The following is a 20998-nucleotide window of genomic DNA, read 5'->3' on the forward strand; positions in this document are numbered from 1 at the left end:
AAGCTTCAAAAGCAGGGCATTTCCTGTTCTAGAAAAAGAGTTGCTAAATTAATGAAGCAAGAGAAAATACAGGCTAAGATGAGAAAAAAATGGAAGGTGACTACAAGGGCAAGCAAAAAAGAGATAATGATAGCTCCTAACCATTTGGATCAAAATTTTATAGTAGGATCTCCTAATAAAGTATGGGTAAGCGATATAACATATGTATCTACTCAAGAAGGTTGGTTATATATAGCGGTGGTAATGGATCTTTTTTCTAGGAAAGTAGTAGGCCTTAGCATGAGTGATAGGCTAGAGACAGAGCTAGTCACAAAAGCGTTAAAGCAAGCTCTGTACAATCGCAAAACAAATAAAGACTTGATGTTTCACTCAGATAGAGGAACTCAATACACGAGTAATGAATTTAAAGAATTGGCTAATCGACATGGGATAACATTAAGTATGAGTGCAAAAGGGCGCTGTTACGACAATGCAGTTGCAGAAAGTTTTTTTCACACCTTAAAAACAGAAGAGGTTCACCTCAGCAACTATAGAATTAGAGAAGAAGCCAAAACCAGTATTTTTGAATATGTAGAGATTTTTTATAACCGCAAAAGATTGCATTCGACTTTAGGATATGTGTCGCCTATAGATTTTGAGGCTGCATGGAATTGTACAGCTGAGAGAGTGATATAAAAAGAAAAGTTTTAATGAAGATATCGCAAGCGAGCCCTGCATAGCTCGCGGAGACGATACGAATGAAGATAGAAAAATTTATGTTCTAAGTGTCTAAAAAATGGTTGCAATATCAAAGTTGTCAGAACATGATCGCATTAAAGGAAAGCTGCATTTAGAAAATATTAAAACTATATCAATTAATGAGGTCCCTTATTTCGGAACATTGCAAATGCCTTATGATACAGGAAGTATCTTTGATTTCATCTTAGACAAACAAATGGTGGAGTTACAAATAATGTGGGTAAATTTTCTCCCTAAACCAGATGTTAATGAATTCTCCGCTATCAAAATCACAGCAGAAAAAATTTGGTGGGAAAATATCCCCGACCTTTTCGATCCCTTTTGGTAAAGCTAGCTCTTGTGACTCATTGTTGCTAAGGGCATCTTAATCTCAAATAAAATTAAAAGGACAAGAGGTTTTTACCCCTATTTATAGAAACTTTGTATGTTTTATCCGTAGACTTTTGCAAAATATTAGTAAGCGGTTTATATTCAGAATCACATCATTTATCTTAAAAAATAGCGGAGTTTATTTTCATGTCTGCACCTTACACACTACCTGACCTTCCTTATGATTTTTCTGCTTTAGAACCGGTCATTTCTGCAGAGATTATGAAATTGCATTATTCTAAGCACCACGCTGGATATGTAGCCAATTTAAATACTGCTTTAGAAAAATATGTAGAAGCGGAAAAAAAGAAGGATTTATCCACGATGATTGAATTGCAGCAGGCTATCAAATTTAATGGTGGTGGCCATCTCAATCATAGTATTTTTTGGACCAATTTAGCTCCTATAGGTAAAGGGGGAGGGGGAAAGCCCAAAGGGGAGCTTCTAAAGGCTATTATAGAACAATTTGGTTCATTAGAGCACTTAATAGAACAACTTAGCTCTATAACTGTTGGTATCCAAGGCTCTGGCTGGGGTTGGCTGGGCTACAATCGGGTAGAAAAAAAAATGATAATTACTACGTGTGCTAACCAAGATCCTCTTTGTATAAAGAAGTACGTGCCTTTACTGGGAATTGATGTTTGGGAGCATGCTTATTATATAGATTATAAGAATGTTAGGGCTGAATACGTAAAAAATATTTGGAAAATTGTCAACTGGGAAAATGTAGAAGAGCGGTTTCTTTCTGTAAAAAAATAAATTTAAATAGAAGTTTTTTAATTTTGGTTGTTGCTTAAAGAATAGCTTTAAATATATAATTACTTTCTATTTACAAATTAAATGGTTTTATTTATGGGTCTTTTTTCAAAGAATAAACCAAAGATTAAAGTTCAAACGATTAAAAAAGATGGTTATAGTGGGTGGATTAAATGCACACGCTGTCATGAAATCATCCATGCCAATGAACTACAAGAGAATCTCGCTTGTTGTCCGAAGTGCAATTATCATTATCGTTTATCGGGATCTCAAAGGATTAAGCTTTTATCTGATCAGAACAGTTTTGAAGAGCTTTTTACAAACCTCAAGCCAATGGATCCTTTGAATTTCACAGATACGGAATCTTATGTAAATAGACTTTTGAAGGCAACAAAGACCTCTTGTCGTGATGAAGCGGTGATTGTAGGAAAGGCGACGATATGCGAAACACAAATTGCTTTAGGCGTGCTTGATTTTACGTTTATGGTAGGATCTATGGGATCAGTAGTAGGAGAGAGACTTACCTTATTGATTGAATATGCTTTAAATCATGAACTGCCGGTAGTCATTGTCTCTGCTTCTGGAGGAGCTAGAATGCAAGAATCAGCACTTTCTTTGATGCAAATGGCAAAGACATCTGCTGCTTTAGCAAAGCTGCACGAAGAGGGGCTTCCTTTTATTTCTATAATGACAAACCCTACATTAGGCGGCATTACAGCTTCCTTTGCTTCCTTGGGAGATATGATTATTGCAGAACCAGATGCTTTGATTGGTTTTGCAGGCCCTCGAGTAGTAGAACAAACCATGAGAAAAAAACTTCCTCCCAATGCACAATGCTCAGAGTTTCTTTTAGAAAAAGGAATGATTGATTGCATTGTGCCCCGTCATCAGTTAAAACAAACTTTAAGCGATCTCTTAATGTTTTTAACACATCAAAAAAAATCAAAGCCTCCTTTGTTAGAAAAGCCTTTAAAAAAAATCCCTCAAAAACTACAAGATCTGTTAGAACTAAGTGCTATTGCAAGGCAAGAGCTAAAACGTTAAATTTAAAGGAAAATACATGTCTGAGAGATTGGAAGTAGGAATTGATTTAGAAGAAGAAAAGTGTATTCCAGAGTATGCTTCTCAGCAAGCGGCAGGAGCAGATGTAAAAGCGCATATAACAGAAGAATTAGTATTGAAGCCTGGAGCCTCTATTCTTATTCCTACAGGGGTCTATTTGGAAATTCCAAACGGTTATGAAGTGCAAATTCGCCCTCGAAGCGGGCTTGCATTAAAACAGCAAATTACAGTGCTAAATTCTCCTGGTACAATTGACTCTGATTATCGAGGAGAAATTAAGATTATTCTAATAAATCATGGCAAGTCAGACTTTATAATTACTCCTGGTATGCGGATTGCACAAATGGTTTTTGCACCTGTTATGCAAGCTGTATTTACTAGAAAAAGCGATTTAGCCATAACTAAAAGAGGAGAGGGTGGGTTTGGCCATACTGGCACGCATTAATCATCAAATCTCATCAGGATTTAGCGATTTAAGAAAGCTTTTTAAACGAGATAGTACCTTGGCAATTTCTGATTATTTGGATGAAGATCTCGTTTTGTTTATGCAAGCTGACAATCGTGATGATGCCCTAAATCGTTTAGTGAGTCTACTAGAAGAGAAAAAAAAACTTCAAGATGCCAAACGATTTTATCAGGCAATTTTAGAAAGAGAAAAGATTGTTCCTACTGCAATTGGTCTTGGGGTTGCAGTTCCTCATGCGAAATTGCACAGTTATAAAGATTTTTTTATTGCAATTGGAATTCAGGTGCAGCAAGGCTTAGAGTGGAATGCTCTTGATGGTTTAGCGGTCCAACTCATTTTTATGATTGGAGGCCCAGATAACCGACAAACAGAATATTTGCGCATTTTGTCTCATTTGACAATGGCGGTTAAAAATAAGGAAAGGCGTAAAAAATTGCTTAAATGCCACTGCGCTAAAGAAGTAATCGAAATGTTTAACGGATGTTAAACTAAGAGGAAAAACCATGGATCTTACAATTAAAGATGTTGCTAAGTTGTTCAATATTTCAGAAGCTGCTATTCATAGACTATTGCTTCATAACAAAATCCCTTCTTATTGTATTAATGGAGAACACCGATTTGGCTTAATCGAAATTGAAAACTGGATGTTACAGTTTGATTTAAAACAGCTTCAAGAAACCGCTTCTTGTGATCAACAAATCTATCCTCTAACGGACCAAAAACAGCAAGTACAAATAGAGAATCCAGTCAGTGGAGGAATGGTACAGTTTTGCTTATATCGCGCCCTTCACCAAGGGGATATTTTATCTAATATCAAAGGAAATAAGAAAGAAGATATCATTTCTGCTGTAACTAAAATTGTAGCCCCCAAACTCAATGTGGATGCCGAGATATTAGCAGAGCTCTTAACCGATCGCGAAGACTTAAGTCCAACAGCTTTAGGAAATGGTCTTGCGGTTCCGCATACAAGAGAAGCAATGGCGAAAGGATCATTTGATATGGTGTTTGTTGTGTATCCTGAATCCCCATTGGAATACGGGGCTTTAGATTCTAAACCAGTACACACGCTATTTTTCTTATTTGCTGGAAGTGATAAAGCACATCTTCAACTTCTAGCAAAACTAGCGCATTTAAGCAGTCACAAAGAGGCATTTCAATTATTACTGGACCGTTCTGACAAAATTACTCTGTTAGACTTTGTTCGAAATTGGGAAGGACAGATCCGCTCTACGGGATAGGTTATTTTTATTTTTCTATTCATAAAAACAAACTTATCTTACCCTTGCTAGGGTATCTTGAACTTTGCAAACCACTAAAAAATAAAAATGGCCATCTTCATTTTATGTCTAAGCAGTTATTTATCAAAAAATCTTTAAAAGATTTATTAAGCCAAGCCTCACAATCCAGTCGTGGTCTTACGCGCTCTTTAGGACCGGTTAATTTAACAGCAATGGGGGTAGGAGCGATTATAGGAGCTGGAATTTTTGTATTAACAGGACAAGCAGCAGCTCAGTACGCAGGTCCTGGAATTCTTATTTCCTTTGTTTTAGCAGCGATGATTTGCATTTTTGCAGCTCTTTGCTATGCAGAGTTTGCTTCTTTAATTCCCATTGCAGGAAGTGCTTATACCTATGCGTATGTTACCATGGGTGAATTAACGGCCTGGATCATTGGTTGGGGCTTAACAATGGAATATTTATTTTCTGCGGCAACCGTTTCTGTGGGATGGTCTGGATATTTTGTGAGCTTGCTGCAGGATTTTGGAATACAATTACCTTCTTTTTTAGCCAGTTCCCCATTGAATTATGAAATGGGAATAGGATGGGAAACAACAGGTGCTGTCATGAATCTTCCCGCTATGTTCATTGTTGCTGTCATGGGTACTTTGGTTTCCGTCGGGATAAAAGCGGCTGCTGGTTTCAATAACTTAATGGTAATTATCAAAATGGGAGTGATCTTATTGTTTATTGGCTGTGGGGTTGCTTTTATCAATTTAGATCATTTAATACCGTTTATTCCTGAAAATACAGGGGAATTCGGAGCATATGGATTTAGTGGTGTTTTACGTGGAGCCGGGGTTGTCTTCTTTGCTTTTATCGGTTTTGATGCCTTGTCTACTCTAGCACAGGAAGCACGCAATCCACAAAAAGATCTACCAATAGGAATGTTAGGATCGCTGGGTATATCCACTCTTGCATATATTGTTATTGGGATTATTCTACTTGGCATCGTGCCTTACACCATGCTAGATGTACCAGATCCGATTGCAGTAGCTGTGAATGCTTTAGGTCCGAAGTTTATTTGGCTACGTTTAGTTCTTAAATTTGCTATTTTAGCGGGTTTAACTTCTGTTGTGCTGGTTATGATCTTAGGGCAATCCCGTATTTTTTATACAATGGCAAATGATGGCTTGTTGCCTAAATCTTTTAGCCAGATTAGTAAAAGATTCCATACACCGTTTTTTACCTCTATTGTAGTTACTCTTGCTGCTATGGTATTAGCAGGGATTTTCCCAGTTGGTATTTTAGGGCAGTTGACTTCAATGGGAGCTCTTTTAGCCTTTGCTATTGTTTGTTTTGGTATTTTGATTCTGCGTTATAAACAACCTTTATTGCATCGTCCCTTTAAAACTCCTTTTGTACCATGGATTCCTCTAGCGGGTACTTTATGTTGTATTATTCAGATGCTAGCTTTTCCAGCTGTTAGCTGGTGGCAAATGTTTATTTGGATGGTAATAGGATGTATCATTTATTTTACCTATGGCATAAAAAATAGTAAAATCCGTCAGCCGGTTAAGAAATAAGGTTATTCATGACCAGTCCTTGCCATAATTGGTGAGGACTTTCGACCTCTTCCTAAGAATACTAAGAGAATTAAACTTAAAAAAATCCATCCCATTAGAAAAAAGCAGTCGTTTAAGCCAAGAACTGCAGCCTGTGTATTAATGGTCTCATTTAAAAACTCTAGTTTCTGAGTTCCATCTAATCTGATCTTTGAAAGATCGGTTAAAAACTGATTCGTTTCCTTAGAAAAAGGCGTAATAGACTCCACTAGAATTGAGTGATGATAGGCGCTTCTTCGAATCCAAAGAGTAGTAAAAACAGACGTACCAATACCGCTTACCATTGCTCGCACAAAGTTAAAGAAACCAGAAGAGCTGTTTAATTTATCGGGTGGGATATCTTGTAAACTGAGGCTAAATAAAGGAACCGTAAAAAACAAAACCCCAAAGCCAAAAATAAAACGTGTAAGATAGACCATATTAATAGAGATATCTGTATTGAAATTACTAGTAAAAAAACAAGAGAATGCAAAAAAGGAAAAAGAGATAGAAAATAAGACAAGAGTGCCGAACTTTTCTAAAAGTTTAGGAATCCACCTAGAAAATAAAACAGGAGCTAAACCAACAGGAGCTAAAGCAAAACCTGCCCATTCTGCTGTATAGCCCATATTTTGTTGTAGCCATAAAGGGATTAAAACCACAGATCCAAAATAGCTAGAAAAAGCAAGAAACAGTGCTATAATCGAAATGGTATAGGAACGAATTTTAAATAATGTAAGATCAATTAGGGGAGATTTATGAAAAAAGCTCCATATGCCAAGTAGAATGAAAGAAAGAAATGCTGAAATAGCTAGTCCTCGTACAAGATGAGAACCAAACCAATCCCACTCTTCTCCTTTATCAATCAAAATTTGCAAACAAATCACACCTATTGCTAGTAAAAGTAAACCTACCCAGTCTAAAGCTAGCTTTTCTATTTTGCTCTCTCTTTTGCGCAAAACCATCCAAATGACACATGCGCTAAAAAGACCAATCGGAATATTAATATAAAAAATCCAAGGCCATGAATAATTATAAGTAATCCACCCTCCAACAATAGGCCCAATAATCGGACCCACAATGATAACTGTTCCCCATAAAGCAAGGGCCATTTGCTTTTTGTGGGGAGGATGAATACTCAAAAGTAATATTTGACTAAGAGGAATCAAAGGACCTGCTACAAAACCTTGTAGAAAGCGGAAAATGATCAGTTCAATTGCTTTATGCGCAAGACCACATCCTGCAGAAAATAGAACAAATAATAAAAGAGATAAGATCATTAATTTGACATTGCCAAGTCTTTTAGAAAGCCAATTAGTAATCGGTAGGGCAATAGAATTTCCCACAGCAAAAGAAGTAATTACATAAATTCCTTCATCTGTACTGATAGCAAGATCACCAGCAATATAAGCTAAGCTTACATTTGCAATAGAATAATCTAATACCATCATTAAACTGGCTAAAGAGAGTGTAAGAGTAGCAAATAGCTGTTGTGTTTTGCTTAATGGCTCCATCTATTCCTCATTGAGATCTTCTAAAACTCTCTGAGGAATATTTTGTTCTATCACTTCTGCAATCAGCTCTTCAACTCCTTTTTGCTGAGCGTAAAAGATATCCGTAGAGTAAATAGGTAAAGCAGGTTTTTTAGTAGGAACTACAGGTAGATTCTCTTGATGGATGTTAACTGTTGTTTCCATAGACAGCCCTAAACGCAAAGGATATTTTTTAATCTGCTCAGGATTTAAATAGATGCGAACTGGTAAACGCTGTACGATTTTTATCCAGTTGCCGGTAGCATTTTGAGGAGGCAGTAGGGAAAACACACTGCCTGTTCCTCCTGCAATACCACCAACTATTCCTTCGAAATCCACATCTCTTCCATATAGATCACAATGCACTTTAGCTGGCTGCCCAATGCGTACGTTTCTTAATTGTGTTTCTTTATAATTCGCATCTACCCAAATTTGATTGAGCGGAACAATTGCCATTAAGGGTTGAGCAGGATTGATTTGTTCTCCTACTTGAATGTTGCGTCTTGCTACAAGGCCTTCTACAGGAGAAAATAAAGTGCATCTTTGCAACGTTAAAAAAGCTTGTCTAAGCAACTGTTTGGCTTCTTCTACAAGAGGGTGCTCTTCAATAGTGGTGTTTGCTACTTGAGCAACAAGGGAGAGATAGTAGTGTTCTGTAGAAACTAAATCGGCAAAAGAACTATTTACAGCAGCAATTGAGTGTTCAAAATCCTCTAAGGAAACCGCTAGGGCATCTATAAGGCACTCTCTTCTTTCATAGTCTTGAGAAGCCTGGATAAATAGCGCTTTTTTTACGCCAATCAATGCTTTTATTTGTTTAGTTGTTTCTAAAAGAGCTGTTACTTGGCGTACACTTTGTCCTAAATTGGCTATAGTTTTTTCTAAAGCAATGAGTGCATCTGTTCTATCTAGTTCAATAAGAATTCTCCCCTGTTCTACATAATCGGTATCATCAGCAGAAATAGAAACTACAGTACCTGAGATTCTAGGGGTAACTACTACAATGTTCCCTCCTACATAGGCATCATTGGTATAAATATAAAAACGTCCATGAAAATACCAATACATAAACCAAACACAACCTAAAAGGGCAGCAATCATCAATACTAAAAAAAGAGTGCGGTTACGTTTGCGATTTGTAGATTTATAGGTTATTTGTTTAGGATCACTCATAGTCTCTATATCCTCCACCCAAAGCTTTCACTAAATTTACAACGCTTAGCAGGTGGCTTTGTTGTAAATTAGCTAATTGATAAGCTTGAACAAGAAGTTTATCCTCTTGTTGTAGGACGGTTAGTTCATTATCGATACCTATTTCACTACGCCACTGAAAAAGCTGATAATGCTTATTTGCTAGCTCTACAACACTTTTTTGTTTGCATAAATTCTCTTTTGTCGCTTTTAGAGAGATAATCTGATTGGCTACTTCCACTGCTGCATGCAGAAGTAAATTATTGTAATCATAGACAGCTTCATTGAAAGCCGCCGCTTTTTCTCTTAAACTGGCTTTAAGCCTACCTGCTGTAAAAATAGGTAAGTAGATAGCAGGCTCTAATCCGCCCATCTTGCTGCTTAAATTAAATAAATTGTTGAAGTGTAAACTCTCAAGGCCTGCGAATGCCATCAGATTTACTCTAGGATAAAAATCAGCTTTTGCTGCACCGATTTGTTTTCCCGCAGCCTCTACTCTCCATCCGCTAGCTACTACATCTGGACGACGAGCAAGTAGATCAATGGCGAGGTTATAAGGCAGAGAAAACACACTCTGAAAATTTGCAGAAGGCTTTAGCTCTAGTAATTCCTCATCTGGTCCTACACCAATGAGCACATTTAAAGCATGCTTGGCAATCATTAAATCCTTATCGATCGTTATCAAATCTTCTTGCAATAGCTTCAGGTTTTGTTCCGCATCCCATACAGTAGAGATTAGATCTATACCTACCATTTCTCTTTGCAATTGCAGTAGAGCAAACTCTTGCGCGATAGCAACTCTTTCTCTTAAGATTTCCCTTTGTTTGATGAGGGTTTGTATAGTAAAATAGGTTTGAGCAATCGCAACGCTCAAGAGCATCTTAGCTTGAGCAGCTTCCGCAGCTTGCGCACAGCTAAGATCTAATGCAGCTGCAAATAGATTTTTATTCTTACCAAAAAAATCAATTTCCCAAGAAAAGTTAGCGGTTAAATCAATTTGGTTATCGCCAGCAGGAACCAGTTTTTCATTAGGAATAATAGCACGTATAAAACCATTCTTACTGAAGTGCTGCCATTGCTCTTGGTAGTTCAGATCTATTTCAGGAAACAATTTAGCGCGTTTTTGCAGAGCCAGTTCGCAGGATTGTTCTAGTCTAGCTAGTGCTTTTTGCAGAGTAGGACTACAGGCAAAACCCTGTAAAATGAGGCTCCCAAGCTGTTCATCTTCAAACATCTCCCACCAATTGCTAGTAGGCCAACCTCCCTCTTCAAATAAGGTATTATCTATAGAAAAAAGGGTATCATCCAGACAGATCGGATCTGATTTTTGAGCTAGATCATAATCGGGAATATACGCGCAGCCGCTAACTAGTAAGGCAAGAATCCAAGCCCATATCATGTATATGTCCTTAGTTTATTCGAGACATATACAAAAAAAAAATAATAATCAATTATTTTTAATGATAAATTTATTTATATGTTATTAAAAATAGTTGTCACAAATAATAAAGATGCATTTTAGAAAAAAGCTTATTTAATAAGCTTTAATCCGATTCTTGTGGTTAAAATAGCTGCTGTTAAAAGCATATTACCGGTTACCAAGATGCCATAGCTTGCTGCGTGCTGAATATTACAAGCTATTATATTGTCATATTTTCGTAGAATGCGATTACCAATTTGTACAACAAGTGTTACTAAAATAGATCCTATCACTAAATAAGGAGTAATTTGTACAGCTTGTATTTTCACTTTAAAAAGAGGAGCTCTAGCCGCTAAAGCTAAAGTAATACCAGCAATAGAAGAAACACGCCAATAGTCAAACATCCCTCTAACTATTGCATTAAGGCTAGGATGCAGGTCTTGAATAGGAAGATGTTTTGAATTATGTTTTAAGTTAGAAAAAGTGGATTTCTTATTAAGTTCAGAACAGCACCAAGAAGAAATTAGCTCGTTGACAATTCCATAACCAATTCCAATTAGTGTTGTCGAACCAATGGTTTTTGTTGCTTCCCACGGGGTGTATAAAGATCCCGCAGCTAAAGCCGTAGTCGTAGCAGCTTTATAGAAAAGAGATTTATGTTCTGGAGTAATATGCATATTAATTACTCTCCATATTCCTGCGTTTTAAGATTCTTACAGCTAAAATGCCAACTGCTAGAACCATACTACCTAAGGCTAAAGCTTTGTAACCGGTTAGATTTCTAATATTACATGCTTCCCAGCCAGCTTGAAGATCTAAAGGAACACATATATATTTTACATAAGGCGCTTCTTGCATAACTTTTTGTGCTTGTCGACTTCCCATATGTGCAATAGTTAGTGTTAAAGCAGCAGCTATAGCTAGATAGGGAGCGATCTGTTTAGCTTTTATTTTTAATGTAACACCTGGCAGTGGTACTCGGGCTATTATAGATAAAGCAATGCCTGCAATTAGACAAACGGGCCAAGTAGCTATCATGCCCCAGACAATCGCATTAAGATTGGGGTTTAAACTTTGAATAGGGCGATTTGTTAAGCTTAGACCATCATAAAAGTGTCCGATAGTGAAATATTCAATACAATCTCGACAAGCGATCATATCATTAATGATTCCATAAGCAGTGCCAGTTAATACGGTCAAACCAATAATTTTAATCGATTCCCAAGAGCTGCGCAGAGCTACTGCAGATAGGGTTGTTACTCCAATAGCTGTATAAACTAGGGATTTATACTGTGGCGTAACTATATCTATCGATGACAAGATATCACTAATGTAGGAGAGCATAGAAAAGCCTTGTTATTTTTGATGGAGCAAATCATAGCAATATCTATTTTTTAAATCAAAACCCAAATATTTAAATTTAGAAATTAATATAGAAAGTCATTTATTGTGTTATATTTTTAAAATTAATCAGTTTAATTTAATTAAAAGATAACTGGATTGATTTTTATAACGAAAATGATATTTTCATTGTTATAACACTAGTTATAAAAATAAATAATTTAATACAGGTTTTTTTAATTATGTTACCATTGATTCATGCTGTTATTAGTCACGACAATAAAAATCTATCAGATCTAGAAAAAGTGCCTCTTTTGGGCTTGCCAAAATTAACTCTTTCTCAGAAAACCTTTGAGATATGGAATCAATTTTTAATAAAGCTTAATATTACGCATCACAAAACAGAGCATTCTAAAAACAAGGAGCTTATTGTAAAAGTTTTAGGAGGAGATACTTATCACGCGGTAAAAATACATAGTTATATTAAAAATAAAAACAATTTTTCAGATTCAGAATTTACCAAATTAAAAAATAGATGCGATAAAATCCATTCTAATCAAGTTTTATTGGAGGCCTTTATTGAGATTATGCATATACAAAAATATAGAGCTTTTCTTACAAATGAACAATTAAAGACTCTAACAGATTCTTTTCCAAAAGAGCTGACGCAGTTAATTTTCAATGGGCTTGAAACTTATAAAAGGATTGATAATTCGAATGAAAATACAATAGAGAAAATGCTCTTTGTCTTACAGACACTTTGCGATTATAATTTCCCAGATGTAGATTTTGAAAAAGTAAAACAAGAAGCTAAATGGGCTGTTCTTACCAATTCAATTAATAGTTATTTGGAAAGGACAAAGAAATTTGAAAAAAAACTATTCTCTAATGATGGGGATAAAAAAGCTTGCAAAGAGGCTATTTTGGAAGCTGTTAAAAAAAATCTTTCTTGTTTGAAGCCTTTACCTATTAAAGCAACTAGGCTCTAACGAAACATCTTGTTTTCTAAAAGAGAGAATATTCAAGCAAAAAATAAGTGGTGTTTCTAATTGTCCAGCATTTTTTCTGGGCTTGCATAAGTGTTATAAAGCGCTCTCACATGTAAGACGCTCTATTTGCAAACTCTAAACACAGCTTCTGGCTCAATCATCCCACCGCCTAGGCAACGATTGCCAATATAGAACACAATCGATTGTCTAGGGGTGATTGCTCTTTGGGGCTCTAAAAAGCGTACAAAGGCTTTTGTCTCGGAGATTTTTTCAATGACACAAGCTTGGTCTTTTTGTCGGTAACGGATTTTAGCAGAGCAGGGGTAAGGGGTTTGAGGAGGATCCGCGATCCAGCTTAAATCCGTTGCAATAAGCTCTGATTGATAAAGGCTAGGATGGTCTAAGCCTTGCTCGACAATGATGACATTGCGTTTTATATCTTTGGCCACTACAAACCAAGCATCGCCAGCGCCTCCAATTTTTAATCCTTTGCGTTGGCCAATTGTGTAGTAAGCAAGACCATCATGATAACCCAAAACTTGTCCTTGTAGATTCTCAAATGCACCTTTTTGGTAACCAAGATAAGGAAGAAGAAAATTTTTGAAATTGCGTTTGCCAATAAAACAGATCCCTACGCTATCTTTTTTTTTGGCTGTGAAGAGATTGTGGGATAATGCAATTGAGCGCACTTCTTGTTTGGTTAGATGTCCAATTGGGAAGAGAACTTTTTCCAATACTTTTTGTGAGAGGGTATAGAGAAAATAGCTCTGATCTTTATTAGGGTCTTGACCTTTGTGTAAATAAAAGGACTTTTCTTTTTCGATAGTGCAATAGTGACCGGTTGCTAGATAATCAGCGCCAAGACTTAATGCTTTATCAAGAAAAACCTTAAATTTAATCTCGCGGTTACAGAGGATATCTGGATTAGGAGTATAACCTTTTTTTAATTCAGCAAGGAAATGAGAGAAGACAGACTCTTGGTATTCTTTAACAAAATTTACTGTATAGCAGGGGATATCAATCTGTGAACAAACCTTTTGGACATCTTCAAAATCAGAAGCCGAGAGACAAATGCCTTTTTCATCTTTTTCTTCCCAATTCTTCATGAAAAGGCCTATGACTTGATAGCCTTGTTGTTTAAGCAACAAGGCTGCAACAGAAGAGTCAACTCCTCCAGACATCCCAACAACAACTGTTTTTTTCATATAAGTGACTTTTTTTTGAAGCAATTATACTGCAAAAAACAAAAAAAACCAGTGCTTAAACTACAAAGATTAGATCTTTCAAGATTTTATATACTTTTTTTTTTATTGTCTTGGTTTAAATTAAGCCAGTGCTTTAATTGGTCTTTTGTAATACCAAGACCAACAATACGGCTCTCATTTATTTCTTTAAGATCCTCTAGAACATCTTCGATAAAAGAAGCTTGATCTTCTTTTTTAACTAATTTTGATGTTTGAATAAAGATATGCTCATTTAGAAATTTTCCTACTAGATTATGAGTGATAATATGACTGATAATATCACGGCGTTGTTGCCGATAATATATTCGTATATCATCATAATTCATCGTTTTAACTGTTGCGTCATACATAGTGCAAGTTCTCATGTATGAAAATACATATAAATCAAGGATTGGGTGTATATCTTGTAATTCATAGATTGCAATCATAGCTGAAGTGTAATCATTTCTTTCAACATCGCTAAAAGACAAAGGAACAAGGTTGTTTTTAATGAGAGGGATATTAGCGCTAATGCGCGCAGTGCGTTTATTTACATCTGCAAATGCTTGTAGGTAGGAGATATGTATAAGCAAAAATAAACTTTGTTCATATGGATCCTCGATCAATGCAGCTTTTTTAAGGATACGATCAAGGCGCATTTCTAGTTGTTTGGGATCTTCAAAAGGGATGTAGACGGAACCCCCTATGCGGACACCATGATCTCTGACTTTTCCTGCATGACGAGTAGTTTCTAACAATCCATCCGAGAGAAGATAATGCAAAGTACAAATAGTCTCTTTATCTATCTTTAATCTCGGAGCTGTATTCACTAAATAGCGAATAGCCTCCTTATGGTTGAGAATCATAATTTTTTCTTCATCAAGCTTTCCTTCAGGACTTGTTCCTTCAAGAATAAGTTTCTTTGTATCTAATAGTGAATATGTGTTGCCTTCTAACCTAGAAGAATTATAAGAAAGATCAATAAGTAGACGATTAAAAATTTGATGTGCATAGGTTCCAGCTGGTGCTGAAAAGGTAGAGCGTTTTCCTTCTTCGTAGAGATGCAATCTTAATTCTAATGGAATGTAAAAACTACTATTTGGTTGGTAAGTATCAAACCAATCGTCCATGTAGATAACTGGGATTCTTTTATAAATAGGGAGCTGTATCTGTTCTAATATTTTTTTGCTTTTTTGGCTAAAACAACTATTGAGGGTGTCCTCAGGCTGACTAATATGCTGAATGGCTTTATATTTAGTCCCACGTTTGTCTCCGATCTTTTCGACTAGGCCCTCTTTAACCATTTCAGCAAGCCATCGTCTTACACTTCTTTCAGTATAAGTGTCTCCAAGCTTTTTAAGTAATTCATGTAAGCTGATAGATTCTGCTTCTTGGCTTAGATAATGTAATACGGCCAATTTTTTAGTTCGAAAGCTCATAAAGGGCCTAATTTTGCTTAATACGGCCAATTTTATCTTAAATACGGCCATTTTTCAAGATTTTTGGCCGATATCTGGCCGATAAGAACAAAAAGAAGGAGTTTTAACTCCTCCTTAAAGGGATTTTCTTTAAGCACCTTCTGCAGGGGCTTGTTTATCAGCTATGGTTAAACACTCTTCTTGAGGAGTGAGTAAGAGTTTATCCTCATCTGCTGAAATGGACCAGTATCCGCCTTTACCTGGATTTAGTAGAAGTTGTTCTGCTAGAGGGTCCTCTAGGTATTGTTCGATGATACGACGTAAGGGTCTAGCTCCCATTGCAGGATCAAAGCCTTTGTTTACCAAAAAGTCTTTTGCTTTTTCATCGAGGGTGAAAGATATCTGTTTTCTAGCTAGGCGCTCTAACACTTTTTTCACCTCTAATTCAATGACGTTAAAGAGATGAGCTCTATCCAGAGGTTTAAAGATGATCATTCCATCTAGGCGATTGATAAATTCTGGTTTAAATCCTTTAGCAACCGAGCGTCTAATAGTCTCTTCCATAGATTTAAAGTCAGGGGTGCCTTCACCTGCTGCAAAACCTACTTCAGAAGATCTGCGAATAAGATCTGCTCCTAAATTGGAGGTCATAATGATGATGGTATTGCGGAAGTCAATTCGGCGACCAAATGAATCAGTTAAGCGTCCTTCTTCTAATATTTGTAAAAGCATATTTAGTACATCTGGATGTGCTTTTTCTACCTCATCAAATAATACCACACAATAAGGTCTTTGTCTTACTTGCTCTGTCAATTGACCGCCTTCTTCATGACCTACATAGCCAGGAGGGGAACCTGTCATACGACTGATAGCAAATTTCTCCATGTATTCAGACATGTCGACTTGAATTAGGGCATCTTCACCACCAAACATGTGAATCGCGAGTTGTTTTGCTAATAGCGTTTTCCCAACTCCTGTAGGTCCTAAGAATAGAAAAGCACCGATGGGTCTATTGGGATCCTTAATATCGGCTCTGCTACGGCGAATCGCTCTGCAAACAATGCTTACTGCATCATCTTGACCGATAATGTTTTTCTTCAGGATCTCTTCCATTTTAAGCACTTTTGTAGTCTCTCCTTCTGTTAACCTTGTCAGAGGGATTTTTGTTTGCTTAGCTACGATTTCTGCAACTTCTTCTTCATCAACAATTACTTGGTGTTCTTCTTTGTTATTTTTCCATCTTTCACTGATCTGTTTCAGCTGTTCTCGCAAGCTCTGTTCGTTATCGCGTAATTTTGCAGCTTCTTCATACTCTTGTTTTTCCAAGGCGGTTTCTTTAGCTACAAGGACTTTTTCGATTTCTGTTTCGTATTTTGTAATCTCTTGAGACTGGGGCATAGTCGCAATCCTAGCTTTAGCTCCTGCTTCATCGATCAAATCAATGGCTTTATCTGGTAGGAATCTTCCTGTAATATAGCGATCTGATAGATAGACAGCGGCTTTAATCGAAGAATCTGTGTAAATGCACTTGTGATGCTCTTCATATTTAGCTTTTAAGCCCATTAAAATAGCAACAGCCTCTTCAACAGAGGGAGGCGTAACGAGGATTTTCTGAAAACGTCTTTCTAAAGCAGCGTCTTTTTCAATGTGTTTGCGGTATTCATCAATGGTAGTTGCACCAATACACTGGATCTCCCCGCGGGAGAGTGCAGGTTTTAAAATATTGGATGCATCAATGGCTCCCTCAGCAGCTCCTGCCCCAACAATCGTATGTAGCTCATCGATAAAGAGAAGGACATTTCCATTCTTTTTAATCTCATCCATAACCGCTTTGATACGCTCTTCAAACTGACCACGGTATTTAGTTCCAGCAATCATCAAAGTAAGATCTAGGGAAATTAGGCGTTTTTTAATCAAATGATCGGGCACTTCACCTTTAACAATGGCTTGAGCTAACCCTTCTACTATTGCCGTTTTTCCTACCCCTGCTTCTCCGATTAAAACAGGATTATTTTTACGTCTTCTACAGAGAATTAAAATTAGGCGCTCTACTTCTTCTTTTCTGCCGATTACTGGATCGAGCTTTCCTTCGCGACAAGCTTCGGTTAGATCGTGACCGTAGGCTTTTAGCGCAGGCATTTTTTCTGAAGCCATTCCTTTTTCTGGGCCTTTACTTGCAGAAGAGTAGTTAGGGTTATTTGAAGAACTCATGCCAGAAGGAGGAAGCTGTAAATTAAAGATTTCTAGTTCTTTAAGGATTTCTCGGTAAATATCTTTTAAGTTCACATTGAGATTTTCTAATACTTGTGCAGCAACACCATCGCGTTGGCGTAAAAGGGCTAGTAATAGGTGCTCTGTTCCTACATAATTGTGATTGAGGTTAGCGGCTTCTTCATTCGAATATTCAAATACTTTTTTTACCTTTCCCGTTAATGCGGGGTCTCCATAGACCTGGATTTCTGGTCCGAATCCAACAAGCCTTTCTACTTCAGCACGCACAGTATCGTAATCTAAATTAAAATTACGAAGTACATTGACCGCAATTCCTTGACCGAGTTTGAGCAAACCGAGTAGGATGTGTTCAGTTCCAAGGTAATTGTGATTAAGGCGCTGGGCCTCTTTTTTTGCAAGTTTAATGACTTGCTTGGCACGGTTAGTAAATTTATCAAACATATATTACCTTTTTTTATCCCATCCTCTTATAAACCGATAATTCTAGGGGTCTTTTCCTTTTTTTGACAAATTAGACAAAGTTAATCAAGAGATTTCTTCGTGTTTATAGGTTATTTTAAATGAACAATTTTTCTTTTTTAGGTATTCTTGAGCTTTAGAATTTAAAAAAATATAGTGAAATCCATGGAAACTACCGAATGTATAATTATACACACTGGGCAAAAAAGTGCCGAGGAAAATATGCGCTTTGATGCTCAGCTCTTAGAAAATGCTAAAGATTTTTTAAAACCCGTTCTGCATTTCTATGAATGGGAGTCTCCTAGCGCGACCTATGGCTATTTTGCAGACCCTGCCGCCTTGCTTTTTTTAAGTAAAATCGGACCACTTGACTTAGCAAGAAGACCAACAGGAGGAGGGGTGATTTTTCATATTTGGGACTTTGCTTTTAGCATTTTAGTACCAGCTAGCTCTACTCTTTATTCAGTAAATACTTTAAATAATTACGCGTTGATTAATGCAGTTGTTCTATCCTCTATTGAATCTTTTTTAGGAAATAGCACTTCCTTTTACCTTACTCCTCAAGATGGGGATTCTTCGCTTAAGGATTGTAAGCATTTTTGTATGGCAAAGCCAACCCAGTATGATGTGATGCTAAAAAATAAGAAAGTAGCAGGAGCTGCTCAGCGTAAAACAAAAAATGGTTTTCTACATCAGGGGAGTATTTGTCTACAGCTTCCTGATCGCAACTATCTTACTCAAATCATTCGTTCTAGGGAAGTTATTGAGGCTATGTATGTGCATACATTTCCTCTCTTAGGGGACGGATCTATTCCAAAATCGCAGATAGAAACAGCAAAGATCCGTCTTCAAACACTTTTAGCCTGCGATTTAAACCGCGTTTGCTTAAAATATTCACAAGCAAATTGTTAAAGAGGCTTATCATGAAAGAGCGCACCGCAATCCAACCTACCCGCCAAGAAAACTATGCAGAATGGTATCAAGAAGTCATAAAAGCAGCTGACCTTGCAGAGCATTCCGCTGTTAGGGGCTGTATGGTCATCAAACCCTGGGGCTATGCGATTTGGGAAAATATGCAAAGAGTGCTCGACTCAATGCTAAAAAAAACCGGTCATCAGAATGCCTACTTTCCTTTATTTATTCCTTTAAGCTTTTTGCAAAAAGAAGCAGAACATGTGGAAGGTTTTGCTAAAGAATGCGCAGTGGTTACCCATCATCGCTTAGAAAAAAATCAAGAAGGAAAATTAGTCCCAGCAGGAGAATTAGAAGAGCCATTGGTTGTGCGCCCTACCTCAGAAACGATTATCGGTGATGCTTTTTCCAAGTGGATTACTTCTTATCGCGATCTTCCTCTTCTGATTAATCAATGGGCAAATGTAGTTCGTTGGGAAATGAGAACAAGGATGTTTCTACGGACAACAGAATTTCTATGGCAAGAAGGACACACCGCTCATGCTACAGAACAAGAAGCTCGAGAAGAAACAAAACTCATGCTCGATGTATATACGCAGTTTGCCTATGACTTTTTGGCTATTCCCGTCATTAAAGGGGAGAAAACTGCATCTGAGAGATTTCCAGGTGCTGTTTCCACCTATTGTATTGAAGCAATGATGCAAGATCGCAAAGCTCTGCAAGCGGGAACCTCGCATTTTCTTGGACAGAACTTTGCCAAGGCTTCCCAGATTCTCTTTCAGGATCCACAAGGAGAATCGCAATTGGCTTGGACCACTTCTTGGGGAGTAACCACCAGGTTAATTGGAGCTCTTGTAATGACTCACAGTGATGATGATGGATTGATTTTACCTCCTAAGGTGGCCTCCTCTCATATAGTCTTGCTGCCCGTTATACACAAAGAAGAAAAAAGAGAAGAAGTGCTTAATTACTGTAAAACTTTAGCAGAAGAGCTCCGTAATTTACCCTATGCAGGTAGGTCTTTAGAAGTCATCATTGATACAAGAGACTTAAGAGGAGGAGAGAAACTCTGGTCTTGGATTAAAAAAGGAATTCCTATTCGGATTGAAGTAGGTCCACGAGATATAGAACAAGACCTCTTGCCTTTATCCCGTAGAGATTGTCCTCACCGAGAAAAAAAAACATTTTCTAAACAAAGCCTTCTCTCATCCATTAGAGATATTCTCGATTCCATTCAAGATACACTTCTACAAAGAGCGCTAGATTTTAGAAACGCCCACACTCGTAAAATTGATACGAAAGAAGACTTCTATGCATTTTTTACTCCCAAAAACCCTAAAAGTCCTGAGATCCACGCAGGGTTTGCTCTAACCCATTTCTCAGAAGATCTCGACATAGAAGAAAAAATAAAAAAAGAACTAGGAGTTACCATCCGTTGCATTCCATTAGATAAGCAAGAAGAGGGAGAATGCCCATTTACAGGTAAAAAAAGTACAAGACGGGTGATCTTTGCTAAGTCTTATTAAGGAAAAGAGAAGATTTGTAGGACAGCAGCATCAAAAAAAGCCTACTGTTAGACTCACTATCGATTTTCCGACTGAGCAACATGCTTATCTCAAAATGTTGGCAGCAAAAAAAGGAATGAGCATGCGTCAATATGTTATTGAATCTCTCTGTGAAAATATAGAAAAGCAAGAACATATCGACTTGAACGAAAATAAATTCAAAGAATATCGAGTAAAGTGATTAAAGAGAACGACGATGTTCTTAGAAGATTAGCTGATAAATGATTGAATATTTAACCATCGAATAGGTTATTGAACTTCATGATGAAATGCTTAAAAGATACAGTGGTTTACCTGGGATTCGGGACAAAAATCTTCTTTAGCCTGCAAGAGATATTTAAATCCGTAGTTTTATTTTATAATTTTCCAATATCCTTCTTTAAGTATCTGAATGATTTGTTCCTCTGTAAATCGGCTGTTTTTCATTGGCTTCTTACTCCTTATTTAAAGGAGTCCATTTTAGCATGGATCAACTTTTGGGGAGCAGGTCAGAGGGATAACTGT

General features: G+C 37.0%; 20 protein-coding genes. 12 read left to right on the forward strand and 8 right to left on the reverse strand.

The features are described 5' to 3' along the window. From RHTP_RS07180 to RHTP_RS07215, 8 genes are all read left to right on the forward strand, one after another. On the forward strand, positions 1 to 675 hold a 675-nt coding region (locus RHTP_RS07180), incomplete at its 5' end, for an IS3 family transposase (RefSeq protein ID WP_138107448.1). 100 nt (positions 676 to 775) lie between these two features. After that, positions 776 to 1066: a hypothetical protein gene (locus tag RHTP_RS07185; protein ID WP_138107449.1), complete on the forward strand. Its 291-nt coding sequence runs from the start codon at positions 776 to 778 to the stop codon at positions 1064 to 1066. 188 nt (positions 1067 to 1254) lie between these two features. Then, complete coding sequence (locus RHTP_RS07190) at positions 1255 to 1866, forward strand: superoxide dismutase (protein WP_138107450.1); 612 nt, start codon at positions 1255 to 1257, stop codon at positions 1864 to 1866. Positions 1867 to 1959: 93 nt separating this feature from the next. Further along, entirely contained in the window at positions 1960 to 2907 is a 948-nt protein-coding gene (gene accD / locus RHTP_RS07195; RefSeq protein WP_138107451.1) for an acetyl-CoA carboxylase, carboxyltransferase subunit beta, read from the forward strand. 16 nt (positions 2908 to 2923) lie between these two features. Next, a complete protein-coding gene (gene dut / locus RHTP_RS07200) occupies positions 2924 to 3370 on the forward strand; it encodes a dUTP diphosphatase (RefSeq protein WP_138107452.1) in 447 nt (148 codons plus the stop codon). Then, on the forward strand, positions 3348 to 3878 hold the full coding sequence (locus RHTP_RS07205; protein ID WP_244609538.1) for a PTS sugar transporter subunit IIA: 531 nt from the start codon (positions 3348 to 3350) through the stop codon (positions 3876 to 3878). The genes dut and RHTP_RS07205 overlap by 23 nt, the downstream gene beginning before the upstream one ends. Positions 3879 to 3894: 16 nt before the next feature. Continuing rightward, positions 3895 to 4629, forward strand: a complete 735-nt coding sequence (locus RHTP_RS07210; RefSeq protein WP_138107453.1) for a PTS sugar transporter subunit IIA — start codon at positions 3895 to 3897, stop codon at positions 4627 to 4629. A gap of 104 nt (positions 4630 to 4733) precedes the next feature. Further along, positions 4734 to 6194: an amino acid permease gene (locus RHTP_RS07215; RefSeq protein ID WP_138107454.1), complete on the forward strand. Its 1461-nt coding sequence runs from the start codon at positions 4734 to 4736 to the stop codon at positions 6192 to 6194. A gap of 2 nt (positions 6195 to 6196) precedes the next feature. Here the strand turns inward: RHTP_RS07215 and RHTP_RS07220 are convergent, their stop codons facing one another. The 5 genes from RHTP_RS07220 to RHTP_RS07240 form a co-directional block, all read right to left on the reverse strand. After that, entirely contained in the window at positions 6197 to 7726 is a 1530-nt protein-coding gene (locus RHTP_RS07220) for a DHA2 family efflux MFS transporter permease subunit (protein WP_138107455.1), read from the reverse strand. Next, on the reverse strand, positions 7727 to 8917 hold the full coding sequence (locus tag RHTP_RS07225) for an HlyD family secretion protein (RefSeq protein ID WP_138107456.1): 1191 nt from the start codon (positions 8915 to 8917) through the stop codon (positions 7727 to 7729). Continuing rightward, on the reverse strand, positions 8910 to 10334 hold the full coding sequence (locus RHTP_RS07230) for an efflux transporter outer membrane subunit (RefSeq protein WP_138107457.1): 1425 nt from the start codon (positions 10332 to 10334) through the stop codon (positions 8910 to 8912). Before RHTP_RS07230 ends, RHTP_RS07225 begins: the two co-directional genes overlap by 8 nt. Before the next feature lie 131 nt (positions 10335 to 10465). Beyond that, on the reverse strand, positions 10466 to 11032 hold the full coding sequence (locus RHTP_RS07235) for a hypothetical protein (RefSeq protein WP_138107458.1): 567 nt from the start codon (positions 11030 to 11032) through the stop codon (positions 10466 to 10468). A gap of 1 nt (position 11033) precedes the next feature. Beyond that, on the reverse strand, positions 11034 to 11699 hold the full coding sequence (locus RHTP_RS07240; protein ID WP_138107459.1) for a hypothetical protein: 666 nt from the start codon (positions 11697 to 11699) through the stop codon (positions 11034 to 11036). 239 nt (positions 11700 to 11938) lie between these two features. On the opposite strand from RHTP_RS07240, the gene RHTP_RS07245 reads away from it, so the two are divergent. Next, complete coding sequence (locus RHTP_RS07245) at positions 11939 to 12685, forward strand: hypothetical protein (RefSeq protein ID WP_138107460.1); 747 nt, start codon at positions 11939 to 11941, stop codon at positions 12683 to 12685. A 122-nt stretch (positions 12686 to 12807) separates the two neighbouring features. On the opposite strand, the gene mnmA is transcribed toward RHTP_RS07245, so the two are convergent. From mnmA to RHTP_RS07260, 3 genes are all read right to left on the reverse strand, one after another. Continuing rightward, positions 12808 to 13890: a tRNA 2-thiouridine(34) synthase MnmA gene (gene mnmA, locus RHTP_RS07250; RefSeq protein WP_138107461.1), complete on the reverse strand. Its 1083-nt coding sequence runs from the start codon at positions 13888 to 13890 to the stop codon at positions 12808 to 12810. An 86-nt stretch (positions 13891 to 13976) separates the two neighbouring features. Then, a complete protein-coding gene (locus RHTP_RS07255) occupies positions 13977 to 15347 on the reverse strand; it encodes a Fic family protein (RefSeq protein WP_171005776.1) in 1371 nt (456 codons plus the stop codon). A gap of 129 nt (positions 15348 to 15476) precedes the next feature. Beyond that, a complete protein-coding gene (locus RHTP_RS07260) occupies positions 15477 to 17999 on the reverse strand; it encodes an ATP-dependent Clp protease ATP-binding subunit (RefSeq protein WP_138107463.1) in 2523 nt (840 codons plus the stop codon). Positions 18000 to 18182: 183 nt separating this feature from the next. Between RHTP_RS07260 and RHTP_RS07265 the strand changes: the two genes are divergently transcribed. The 3 genes from RHTP_RS07265 to RHTP_RS07275 are packed head-to-tail and all read left to right on the forward strand — an operon-like array spanning position 18183 to position 20675. Continuing rightward, the gene (locus RHTP_RS07265; protein ID WP_138107464.1) at positions 18183 to 18929 is read left to right on the forward strand and encodes a lipoyl protein ligase domain-containing protein; all 747 of its coding nucleotides are present in this window, start codon (positions 18183 to 18185) and stop codon (positions 18927 to 18929) included. Positions 18930 to 18940: 11 nt separating this feature from the next. Further along, complete coding sequence (proS, locus tag RHTP_RS07270; RefSeq protein ID WP_138107465.1) at positions 18941 to 20455, forward strand: proline--tRNA ligase; 1515 nt, start codon at positions 18941 to 18943, stop codon at positions 20453 to 20455. Continuing rightward, positions 20439 to 20675: a type II TA system antitoxin, ParD family gene (locus RHTP_RS07275; protein ID WP_138107466.1), complete on the forward strand. Its 237-nt coding sequence runs from the start codon at positions 20439 to 20441 to the stop codon at positions 20673 to 20675. The genes proS and RHTP_RS07275 overlap by 17 nt, the downstream gene beginning before the upstream one ends. The last annotated feature ends 323 nt before the right edge of the window (positions 20676 to 20998 follow it).

This window comes from Candidatus Rhabdochlamydia sp. T3358, from assembly GCF_901000775.1.
GTDB lineage: Bacteria > Chlamydiota > Chlamydiia > Chlamydiales > Rhabdochlamydiaceae > Rhabdochlamydia.